Source organism: Paenibacillus sp. FW101-FHT12H11, from assembly GCF_058790355.1.
Window position 1 is genome coordinate 797,143 of record NZ_JBYTCO010000001.1, and the last position, 12,295, is coordinate 809,437.

Below are 12,295 nucleotides of genomic sequence, written 5' to 3' on the forward strand. Positions count from 1 at the left end.
ACGGGCGAGGTGCTTCACACATGCAAACACAGGTACAAACAACTGTAAAAAGTACGCGCGTTCAGGAACGGTCGCGGTTATGGGCGGCCATGGTGCAGAGTAAATGGATGTACGCCCTGGCTGCGCCGGGCATCCTGTACTTTTTAATATTTAAATTCGCGCCATTGTGGGGGCTCTTGATTGCCTTCAAGGAATACAATCCTTTTAAAGGCCTCTGGGGGAGCGAATGGATTGGTTTTACCAATTTCACCGAGTTATTTCATAGTGAAGTGTTCTATCTCATGCTGAGAAATACGTTTGCGATTAATATTTTCGGCATCATATTCATGTTCCCGCTGCCGATTGTACTGGCTTTGATGCTCAATGAAATCCGGCATGAAACGTTCAAACGAATCAATCAGTCGATCGTCTATTTGCCACATTTTTTGTCATGGGTCGTTGTTGCTAGTATGACGTTTTTTATGCTCTCTACCGATGTAGGGCTAATCAATAAACTGATTTCGAATATGGGCTTCGACACGGTATCTTTTCTGTCTAACCCGAACTTTTTCTGGGGGCTGCTCACCGCCCAAAGCATGTGGAAGGAAGTCGGTTGGGGGACGATTATTTTCTTGGCCGCAATGGCAGGCGTTGACCCTCAACAATATGAAGCAGCCGTCATAGACGGGGCGTCGAGAATGAAGCAGATCTGGCATGTGACGCTGCCGGCTATTCGCCCAACGATTATTATTTTGCTGATTTTAAGATTAGGGCATATGGCAGATGTCGGTTTTGAACAAATCTTATTGATGAACAATCCGCTGGTCACCTCGGTTTCCCAGGTGTTCGACACGTATGCGTATACGATCGGTATCCTCGGAGGGAAAATCAGCGTTGGTGTGACGGTGGGGATGTTCAAAGGTGTTGTGGGCTTAATCCTTGTTATGCTGTCCAACTACGTCGTGAAGAAGCTAGGGCAAGAGGGGATTTATTAAGGAGGAGTACCCATGAGTTTCGTAAAAACGAAGAAAATGACGATTTTCGATTATGTTAACTATTCGCTGCTTGCAATCATTTCTATAGCGTGCGTATTTCCATTTATTTATGTATTCAGCGTTTCCTTCACCGATCCGGAGGTCTACGTGCCATTGCAATTTTATTTATTCCCGGAAAAATGGTCGCTGTCTGCGTACAAATATATTTTATCAACGAATAGCTTCGTCAATGCCCTGAAAAGCACCGTATTCGTTACAGGAATAGGGACTGTGCTAAGTATTCTCCTCTCGTTTACATTTGCGTATGTCTTAACCAAGAAACATGTACCCGGCAGGAAATGGATGCTCGGCGGCGTTATTTTTACATTGGTGTTCAACGCAGGGATTTTGCCTAACTACTTATTAATGAAGGATATGAACCTGTTAAACTCGCACTGGTCATTAATTTTGTCGGGTCTTACGAATGCATGGAGCTTGATTGTGATAAAAGGATTTCTGGATTCATTGCCTCCAGAGTTGGAAGATGCTGCCCGGATTGACGGTTGCTCGGATATCGGCGTCTTCTGGCGCATTGTCATTCCTTTATCCATGCCGGCGATTGCCGCTTTTGTTCTGTTCTTTGCCGTTTCGTATTGGAATACGTACTTCAATGCCCTGGTTTATTTGAGCGATGCCAAGAAATGGACCTTGCAGGTGCTGGTCAAGTCGTTGGTTATCGATTCCGATGCCAGCGGTGCAGGATCTGTCGGCAGTGATGACAGAGTATTGCCGCAGGAAACGATTCGTATGGCCTCGATTGTGCTGGCCATGGTGCCGATTTTAATCATCTATCCCTTTTTGCAAAAGCATTTCGCCAAGGGAGTTATGCTAGGCTCCGTCAAAGGTTAACTGATTTAGGATGTGCCCATTCATTCACCGGCTCACAGGCAGCGGGGGAAGGAATGGGCACTTTCTGTTATTCTACATTGACTAGGGATTACACGCATGGTAGCATCTAGGGATAATACGATCAATATATCGAACGATGTTTATCATATAAAGGACGTGACAAAATGGAGCAAAAGTATTCTGTCCCAGCGCTGGATCGGGCACATGCTGTACTTACCTTACTGACGGAGGAGCCCTACAAATGGAAGTTGTCCGAGTTGTCCAAGCACTTGGGGATCAGTAAGAGTACACTGTACTCTTTACTTCAGACCATGGAGCGGCTGCAGTGGATCAATCGAGATAGAAACGAGACGTATGCTCTCGGAAGCGCGGTAGGCGATCTGGGCAGCGCTTATTTTCGCCAGTACGACCTGATTGAAGAATTCAGACGAATGGCTGAGCCGGTTATGCGCAAGCTGCAAGAATCTGTGCAGCTGGCTCGTTTGGATGGCAGCGAAGTGCTCTACCTGACAAAAGTGGAAGCACCGACGCCGGTTCAGATGGTTTCGGGGCCGGGCGTTCGTATCCCTGCTCATGCGACCGGTCTTGGCAAGTCGCTTATGATCGATATGGATGCCGAGCAAGTCAGCCGGGTATTCCCTCAGGAATCGCTCCATAAGATAACCGTTCATACCATCGGTTCCCGAGAAGCATTTTGGCAAGAATTGGAGACCGTGCGTCAAAGAGGGTATTCCTTGGATATACAGGAAGGCGTCATGGGGTTCTGTTGTGTGGCTGCACCGATTCGCCGACTGGGTACCGTAGTTGCAGCGGTAAGTTGTTCAATGCCCATCCATCATTGGGAAGGGAAGAAGGACGAAAGCATCCATGAAATTTGCTCTTTGGCAAAACGATTGTCAACGAATATATGAGGATAGGGGTCCCGGGTCACTTAGGTGAATCGGGATTTTTTGTGTTTTATACCGGCAAAATCCCATTGACACAAACGGAAAACTATGGGAAGATCAATTTACAAACAAAATATAGAACGTTGTTCAAAATAATGAACAAGAAAGGCGGCTTTTAGATATGAAACTAGCTCGTTTTATCGTTTCTGGAGAATCAGAGTTACGCAGTGGAATCATAGAAGAATCTAATATTCATGAATTTACAGGTGATATCTTCACCTCCCGTATTCTTACCGGGAAGACATTCTCATTGGACAATGTTCAACTGAAAGCCCCTCTGACACCAAGACACATCATCGGTATTGGTAGAAATTTTGTTGGCGAAGGTGCGCCAAAACCAGAGGTACCGGAAATGCCGATTCTGTTCTTCAAGCCATTGACCACTGTTGTCGGACCCGGAGACGCCGTGGTTCTGCCACTTGGAACGGACGATATCAAATTCGAATCGGAACTTGCCGTCATTATCGGGAAAGAAGCGAGAAACATAGACCCGAGAAACATCCACGAAGTGATCTTTGGTTACACGGTAGCCAACGACTTGGGCGCCTTCAATTATTTCCATCCGGAAGGTCATTGGACGATCGGCAAATCCTTTGATACATTTTGCCCGCTGGGTCCTGTGATTGTAACTGACTTCGATTACCACTCGGCTCGCATTCAATCCACCGTGAACGGAATCGTTAAGCAGGATGCTCTTATGGAACGCATCATTACGCCAATTGATAGCATGATCGCGTACATCAGCCGGTTCATGACCCTCATGCCAGGAGATATCATTCTGACTGGAACACCTGCCGGTGCGGATCAAGTCCGGGATGGGGATGTTGTGGATTGTTACATTGAAGGCATAGGCCACTTGCGAAATCCTGTCATTGCTCAAAAATCATAATCCACACTTACAAAGGGGACATCCAAATGAGCGAATATGTAAACGTAGGAAGCCTACAAGTTGCTGAGGTACTTTATCAGTTTATTAATTCAGAGGTACTTCCTGGCAGCGGGCTAAAAAGTGAAAAGTTCTGGGCAGATTTTAATACGTTAATTCACGACCTTGCCCCTCATAATAAAGCTTTATTAGCTAAAAGAGATGAGCTGCAGAACCTTATTCATGGATGGCACATTGAAAATAAAGAGAATTTTAACGCTGAGAGTTATCAAACCTTTTTACAAGAAATTGGTTATTTGGAACCGCAAGTCGAGGATTTTCAAATTACAACCCAAGGGGTAGACGAGGAAATTGCCCATCAAGCAGGCCCTCAGTTAGTTGTTCCCGTCAACAATGCCAGATATGCCTTAAATGCTGCGAACGCCCGTTGGGGAAGTCTTTACGATGCTTTATATGGAACGGATGTTATCGATGAAGAGGATGGTGCCGATCGTTCTGCTGCATACAACGCCGTTCGTGGAGATAAAGTTATTGCGTATGCCAAAGGTTTCCTGAATCAAGCAGCGCCTCTGTCCAACTTCTCCCATCATGATGCTGTTCGGTATTCGATCGTGAATGGAGAATTGTCCGTCTCCCTAGCCAATGGGGAAACGACCGGTTTGAAGGACGCATCTCAGCTTGTTGGCTATCAAGGGTTGGCGGACGATCCTTCAGCAATTTTGTTGAAAAATAACGGGATACATGTTGAAATCCAAATCGACCGCCAACATCTTATTGGCCAGAATGATCTGGCAGGCGTGAAAGACATCCTGATGGAAGCAGCGCTAACAACGATCATGGACTGTGAAGACTCTGTTGCTGCAGTTGATGCTGAGGATAAAGTACTGGTGTACAGGAACTGGTTGGGACTAATGAAAGGAAATCTCTCGGCTTCCGTACCGAAGGGAAATAAAATCATTACAAGGACTTTGAATCCTGACCGCATCTATACATCTCTTGCAGGCGAGGAATTTAGTTTGCCTGGTCGTTCGCTTCTATTTGTCCGGAACGTAGGACATCTGATGACAATTGATGCCGTATTAGACCAGAACGGGCAAGAGGTTCCCGAAGGCATATTGGACGCCGTTGTAACCAGCCTCATTGCCAAACACGATCTTTTGAGAAATAGCGCGTATCAAAATTCGCTTAAAGGTTCCGTATATATTGTAAAACCAAAAATGCACGGCTCCGAGGAAGTGGCTTTTGCTAATCTTTTGTTTAATCGGACGGAAGATATGCTCGAGTTGGAGCGCAATACGATCAAAATCGGTGTGATGGACGAGGAACGCCGTACGTCCGTAAACTTGAAGGCTTGCATTCGCGAAGTGAAGGATCGCATTGTTTTTATTAACACAGGGTTCCTAGACCGTACAGGCGACGAGATGCATACCTCAATGGAAGCAGGACCTATGGTTCGGAAAAATAATATGAAGTCATCCCGTTGGCTGCAAGGCTATGAGAAATCAAACGTTACCATAGGGTTAGCGTGCGGCTTGCAAGGTCGTGCTCAGATTGGCAAAGGGATGTGGGCCATGCCGGACCTGATGAAGGATATGATGCATCAAAAGATTGCTCATCTACAGGCTGGTTGCAATACGGCATGGGTGCCGTCACCTACAGCAGCGACATTACACGCACTTCATTATCATCAAATGGATGTAAAGGAAGTCCAGAACGAATTAAAAGCGGGCGGGAAAGATTATCTGAATGAGATACTAAATATTCCTGTGGAAGCAAAACCCCAATGGACTCCTGAAGAAATTCAACAGGAACTGGACAATAATGCTCAAGGTATTCTAGGTTACGTTGTCCGCTGGGTAGAGCAAGGCATTGGTTGCTCCAAAGTTCCGGATATCAATAATGTGGGACTGATGGAAGACCGCGCCACCTTGCGTATTTCCAGCCAACACTTGGCTAACTGGCTTCATCACGGGATTTGTACAGAGGAGCAAATTCTTAAGACTATGCAGCGTTTAGCCAAGGTGGTCGATGAGCAAAATGCCGGAGATCCTGCTTACCGTCCGATGGCCGATAATTTGGATCACTCGGTAGCCTTTCAAGCTGCGTGTGAGCTGGTGTTCAAAGGGTATGAACAACCAAGCGGTTACACAGAACCGATCTTGCATCGCAGACGCAGGGAATTTAAAGCAATGGTGCCGGCTTCAAATAGATAAAGACGTTATTGGCCAGGAAAAAAGAATTTCCGTATTACGGAGGGGGAGAAGTATAGTGAAATCTTCATCTAACAGCCTCATCTTGCGTATAGAATTGGATCAGAAGGTGACTACTTTCGGAGAAGTGGCGAATGCGGTAAGTCGTGCCGGTGGAGATATCGTCGCCATTGACGTGATTCGTTCCGATAAGCAATCGACCACGAGGGATATTACCGTCAATCTGGGTGAACAAGCCGAGGAATTGATAGCGGATAAAATCAGAATGCTACCGGGTGTTATTCTGCATCATATCTCGGATCCTACGTTCCTAGTGCACCTGGGGGGGAAAATTGAAATCCAACCCAAAATACCGGTGAAAAATCGGGATGATTTATCAAAGGTTTATACACCTGGTGTAGCCAAAGTCTGCATGGCGATTCATGAAAATCCGGAAAAAGCCTTTACGTTGACGATTAAACGCAACACTGTTGCTGTGATCTCCGATGGTACAGCTGTGCTAGGTTTAGGGGATATCGGTCCTGAAGCAGCGATGCCGGTGATGGAAGGAAAGGCAATGTTGTTTAAGCAATTGGCCGGTGTGGACGCTGTCCCCATCTGCTTAAATACCAAAGATACGGAAGATATTATTCGAACCATTAAGAATATGGCGCCGGCCTTTGGTGGAATTAATTTGGAAGATATCAGTTCTCCGCGCTGCTTTGAGATTGAAACCCGCCTGAAGGAAGAGTTGGACATTCCCGTGTTTCACGATGACCAACACGGAACAGCGGTGGTTGTTTTAGCCGGACTAATCAATAGCCTAAGGTTAACCAAAAAGAAAATTGAGGATATCCGAATTGTTGTTGTGGGGATTGGTGCAGCGGGAGTTTCCATCGTTAAAATGCTGTTGGGAGCTGGGGCGAAGACCATCCTTGCTGTGGATCGCCAGGGCATTTTGACACGTGACCACACCTACGAGAATCCATTGTGGGACTGGGTGGCGCGGAACACCAATCAGGAGAACACAAAAGGCAGCTTATCTGATGCTATGAATGGCGCAGACGTTTTCATTGGTGTATCCGGACCGAATGTGTTGAAGCTGGAAGAGGTCCATCGAATGGCTAATGATCCGGTCATTTTCGCCATGGCGAATCCAACGCCTGAGATCGATCCGGAAGCGGCTGCTCCTTTTGTTAGAGTGATCGCCACGGGCCGTAGCGACTTTCCGAACCAAATCAATAATGTACTATGTTTTCCAGGTATATTCCGAGGGGCGCTTGATTGCAGAGCGAGCCAGATTAATGAAGAAATGAAACTGGCCGCATCGAAGGCCATTGCTTACACGGTCACAGATGATGAGTTAAATGAACAGTATATTATTCCTTCCATTTTTAATGAGAAAGTCGTACAAGAAATTCGCGATCAAGTGGTGCAGGCTGCCATTCAAACAGGAGTTGCACGTCGAATACCGCCTGAGTTTAGAGGCTCGAAATTCGCAGAACGTAAGTTAACGCCGATTAGTTAAGATAAGGTCGACCGGAATTTATCCGGTTGGCCTTTTTGCTGCTATCGCTTGAGCGGTTTCTCCTGGGCAGGAAGGGGAACTGCAGGGCGCTATTTCTGCGAAATAGCCACTTTTTCGCACGGAGGGGAACCGTGGGCCGTTATTTGTCCTTCTTTTTAAAGAAAACAGGATTAGGCGGTCAAATAAAGCCCAGCAGTTCCGCTAGAGCGAGGAATGGGCTGAATTTGCTAGAATAGCGGCCGGTAATTCCTCTAGTTTGAGATTAACCTGCTTCAAGTGTGTCACAGTAATGGTTACGGACAAAAAATGATCAGGAAGACAATTATTGTCCCTGAATAAGCAGGAAGGGGACATCAAGAACTGACGGTTCTATGCCTCGAAATCACTTGTTACAATCAAGCTGGAAGCAACGATAACGATAATGCCTTAATGAGGGGAAGGAGTGAGCTGAAAGTGACTACGACCGTTGTGTATCACAAGGATTCATCGATGATCCGTTTTGCAGCTTCTAAGCTGCTAGACACCATTGCACGATTTGAGAGGACAGCTAAACCTTTGGATATAGCAGCTAACGTTATATCTGCGAGCGTAATGATCATCTCCGATAGGGAGGAAGCCGCCAGTCAACATGGCGTAACCATAGATAACTCTGTCGCTCCAGAGGGTTTCGAACTCCGTAAGCGGGAAGGGCATGGCTCCTTAACCTGGTACATTTTGGCCGGGGATGAAGCGGGGGCGATGTACGGAACGCTGGAGCTGGAAGAGCGGCTCCGGAATTATGGATCGCTGATGGCCATCCCACCATGTGTCATGAATGCTCGTTTTCCATTCCGTGCGATCAAATTCAATCTTCCTTGGTCAAGCTACCGAAAGAATGCGTGTTTTGAGCTTCAAAAAGACACGGTCCGTGATCTTGCCTTCTGGCAAAAGTTTCTCGATATGATGGCTGAGAACCGCTATAACGTGTTAACGCTTTGGAATCTGCACCCGTTTCCCTACATGATTCGTCCTGCGCATTTCCCGAAGGCATGCCCTTTCAATGAGGAAGAACTATCGGAGTGGAAACAATACTGGACCGCTTTATTCCGGATGGCCAAAGAACGTGGAATCGAGACGTATATGGTCAATTGGAACATTTTCGTATCGGAAGCCTATCGGGAGCATTACGATCCACAAGCGATAAGCGACGAAACCTTTTATCATTATGGAGATTCTTACTCCACGGACATGATCAAACAATACACCCGGGAATGTGTCACTCAGCTGATTGAAGAGTATCCGGATCTTACTGGACTCGGTATTTCGCTGGGGGAAAGAATGAACGATATGACGCCGCAAAGTCGGCAGGATTGGGTGAATGACGTTTATTTTGAGGGGATGAAGCAAGCGAGCCGGGCGGTGAAATTCATTCATCGCGCACCGTTTTCCGTAGATCCTTCCATCACGCGAAATGCGATAGAAAGCAACGGCTTCATGCCTGAACCGGTATGGGTGGAAGTAAAATTCAATTGGTCGCATGCCTACTCCTCTTCGAAGCTGCTGCTGACGCATGGAGGCTCGAATGGGATGGAGGGGTATTGGAAACCGTCGCCATCGAATTACAAAATCACCTGGATGGTCCGCAACGAGGACTTCTTCACGCTTCGCTGGGCGCAGCCGGATTTCATCCGGGAGCATATTTCAGAGAACGGGCAGGAATACGTTGGAGGTTACTATATCGGGTCGGAATGCATGATTCCCGGCATTGATTACGCCCATTTGAAGGATAGCGATCATATGGACTGGACCTATCTGTTTGAAAAAAACTGGCTTTATTACATGCTATGGGGAAGGCTGCTGTATGAACCGGATACACCCGACCCTGTATTTGAGAAAGCGATTGAACAGCGCCATCGTGCACCGATTGGAGTGCCATTATTGAAAGCGTATGCAGCTGTTTGTAAAATGCCAATGGCTCTCGCGTCCATGTACTCGTTCACATGGGATTTCACCTTGTATGCCGAAGGCTTCATGTCCACGGACGAAGCGGAATATGATGGAGGCGCATCGTTTATTTCGTTGCAGGACCTTCTGGTGCGGAAAACGTTCAATCCTGAGTATCTATCTGTGTCCGAATATGTGAATCAACGCTTAGAAGGACAAAAATCGGACAGAATTTCACCTATTAAGCTGGCAGAGACGTTAGAGGCGGATGCCAATCACGGGCTCGAATGGTTGGCGGCTATTAAAGCCGATACGCCTGTACTCTGTTGTGAAAAGGCTGACATAGAAGCATGGGCTCATTTGAATTATTATTTTGCGGATAAACTGCGGGCTGCTGTTTCTTATGAGCTATATAGAAGAACTGGCGATGAAGCCGAACGCCTTCATGCGATTCAGCTTCTGGAGGCGCCGCATGCAGCCGGACATTGGGAGCGGCTGATCGCAGTGACCAAAGCGCACTATGTAGAACATCCTTTGATGCACCTTGGCAAGACACCTTTCTCATGGGAGCTGTATCGTCCGCAGGTACTTGAGGATATTGCCTTTGTACACGCCGGCGGTAATCAGACGTAAGCGAATAGATGACTTCTACTTGCTTAACAACGGAAGGACAGATTATGACTTCTTGGACAAATATTGCGCTGAGCAAGAGCGGGGGCATCGTAACAAAATGTGTCTATAGGATGCGGCATTAACCGTATCTATAATCAGATTGGGCAGAGTTCACACTACGCATATTGGAGGATGAATATGGCAAAATCGGATTGGTTGAGCGAGCGAAGCAGAGGCGTACATCTGACAATCAGGGATATCGATTGTCTTGATTTTGACACGGAGCGTTTTGCGAAAGATTTGAACGAACTCGGTGTAAATGTGTTGTCGTTTTTTTGCGCAGGGTATGTTACGGTTCATCCTACTAACTTGTCGATCAGAAAAAGCCCTTTTTTGGGCGATCGGGATCTGACAGGGGAAATTGTGAAAGCGGTTCAATCTTATGATATCCGCGCAGTGGCGGCAATGGACCTAAGTTTGATTCCAGGTAATGCTGCGTTAGAACATCCCGATTGGTGCTCCTGTGACCATGAAGGCAAGCCGTATAAAGCAAATCAGGATTTGGGAGATTTCTATATCGCATGTCCGCTAAGCGGATATCAAAATGAATATTTAGCGGAAATTTTACGTGAAATCGTGAATCGCTACAACGTCGACGGCATCAAATTCGGCGGAGGCAGCTACGGCTTTTCCTCTTATGGCAACGGTATTTGCCACTGTGCCCGCTGCAGAGAAGCATTCGGAGCTTATGCCGGCAGCCAGATTCCGGTGAAGGAGGATTGGAACGATCCTGTCTGGGGAACTTTCCAACGGTGGCGGCAGCAGCGTGTCGTGGAGCGTTCCAAATTTTTGTATGACTTAGTGAAATCGCTTGATCCGAATATGCCGGTGATGTGTAACAGCGTGTGCTTTGGGGAAACGGGATGGACGACCAAAGGCGCGTTAGATATTGAAGGAATGGCGGCCTATATCGACGCGGTTCAAGTGGAAGCGCAAACCCGGATTCGTGTGGAAGGGGAGTCAAGCCATTGGGACTTTCTGCTGTGGCCTGCGGAGGAAGCGAACTTCCTGGACAATGTCAGCGATCATCAGCCTTGGGTGCTGGCTTCCTATTTCCAAGCGTGGCCGTGGCGCAGAAATGCTGTACCGCCGGCTGAGCAGAAGGTGTATATGGCCCAGATTTACGCTAACGGGGGCAATGCCATCTTGAATCTATCCGGAGGGCCGATTCAGGGGCATCAGGATCAGAGAGGTTTTCCGGCCGTGAAATCGCTATATCACTTTGTAGCCGGCAATCAAGCATATTATAACGATGACCGATCCGGTGCAAACGTAGCCATCGTATACTCCCAGGATACCCTCTTTTACTACGGAAAAGAGAAGCCAAAGATGAACTATGTCGATGCGATCAGAGGAATTGAATTGGCGCTATCGGATAATCACATTCCGTTTGATATCATTTCGGATGCCGTCGTGAAGAAGGGGAATCTCAGCAAATACCGGACAATCATCCTGCCTTCCACTGCCTGCATGTCGGAAGAGACAGCTGCTGCACTCAGCCAATATGCGAAGAACGGGGGGGGTGTCATCGCCACGTTTGAAACTTCCTTGTTCGATACGGATGGCAGCAAGCGCTCAGACTTTTTACTGGCCAATTTATTAGGTGCCTCCTATATAAGCACGAATTCCGTGATGGGAGAGGAGAATGGCGTATATAAGCAAAGCTACTTGAATGTACAAAATTCCTCGCATCCTTTGCTGGATAGGCTTGGGGATACATCGGTAATTCCGGCTTCAAACGCTTATTGCCGGGTCGCCGCAGACCAAGACTCCGACGTGCCGTTGACGTTGTCCGCGCCATTCCGTGTGTTCCCCGAGGGGCAGTCGTACACGTTGGAACCGGATACCGGAATGCCGATGTTGATTGCGAAAGAGCATGTTGGCGGTGGCCGAACGGTCTATTTTCCGGGACAACAGGATACCGCGTTTGCACGATACGGTTATCCGGATTGGGCGCTTATGCTGGTGAATGCGGTGTTATGGACGACAAAGGAACGGTTGCCGTTGCAGGTGGAGGGTCCGGACACGCTGTTGGCCACATTAAGGGTTCAAGAAAAACGGCGCCTGGTTCATCTTGTGAACGTGAATGGCGGACGGAGAATGTTCAGACAACTCATTCCGGCCCGTGACGTGACGATTCGTTTGCCGTTAGGTGATGGTTTCGAGCCACAGCGAGCCTTCAGGCTGTCCGACCATAGCCCGTTAACGATGACCAGAGAAGGAGATGCTGTTTCTGTCATCGTATCCAGCATCCTCGATTATGATGTCGTTGTTTTTGAATAAGGGGG

General features: G+C 47.5%; 8 protein-coding genes. All 8 read left to right on the forward strand.

Annotated features, from left to right (window positions below; all coding sequences use genetic code 11):
- Positions 1 to 20 precede the first annotated feature (20 nt).
- Positions 21 to 974 carry an ABC transporter permease gene (locus AC3WTJ_RS03380; protein WP_157318803.1) on the forward strand — a complete coding sequence of 318 codons (954 nt, stop codon included), beginning with the start codon at positions 21 to 23 and terminating at the stop codon, positions 972 to 974.
- 12 nt (positions 975 to 986) lie between these two features.
- Positions 987 to 1,862 carry a carbohydrate ABC transporter permease gene (locus AC3WTJ_RS03385; protein WP_127454788.1) on the forward strand — a complete coding sequence of 292 codons (876 nt, stop codon included), beginning with the start codon at positions 987 to 989 and terminating at the stop codon, positions 1,860 to 1,862.
- Positions 1,863 to 2,026: 164 nt separating this feature from the next.
- A complete protein-coding gene (locus AC3WTJ_RS03390; RefSeq protein ID WP_492520564.1) occupies positions 2,027 to 2,773 on the forward strand; it encodes an IclR family transcriptional regulator in 747 nt (248 codons plus the stop codon).
- Between the two features lie 157 nt (positions 2,774 to 2,930).
- The gene (locus AC3WTJ_RS03395; RefSeq protein WP_492520565.1) at positions 2,931 to 3,698 is read left to right on the forward strand and encodes a fumarylacetoacetate hydrolase family protein; all 768 of its coding nucleotides are present in this window, start codon (positions 2,931 to 2,933) and stop codon (positions 3,696 to 3,698) included.
- Between the two features lie 26 nt (positions 3,699 to 3,724).
- Positions 3,725 to 5,908, forward strand: coding sequence for a malate synthase G (locus AC3WTJ_RS03400; protein WP_492520566.1), 2,184 nt, complete (start codon positions 3,725 to 3,727; stop codon positions 5,906 to 5,908).
- Between the two features lie 79 nt (positions 5,909 to 5,987).
- Positions 5,988 to 7,412 (forward strand): NAD-dependent malic enzyme, encoded by a 1,425-nt coding sequence (locus AC3WTJ_RS03405; protein ID WP_407873138.1) that lies wholly within the window; start codon positions 5,988 to 5,990, stop codon positions 7,410 to 7,412.
- Between the two features lie 453 nt (positions 7,413 to 7,865).
- Entirely contained in the window at positions 7,866 to 9,968 is a 2,103-nt protein-coding gene (locus AC3WTJ_RS03410) for a hypothetical protein (RefSeq protein ID WP_492520567.1), read from the forward strand.
- Positions 9,969 to 10,145: 177 nt separating this feature from the next.
- Positions 10,146 to 12,290, forward strand: a complete 2,145-nt coding sequence (locus AC3WTJ_RS03415; RefSeq protein WP_492520568.1) for an alpha-amylase family protein — start codon at positions 10,146 to 10,148, stop codon at positions 12,288 to 12,290.
- The last annotated feature ends 5 nt before the right edge of the window (positions 12,291 to 12,295 follow it).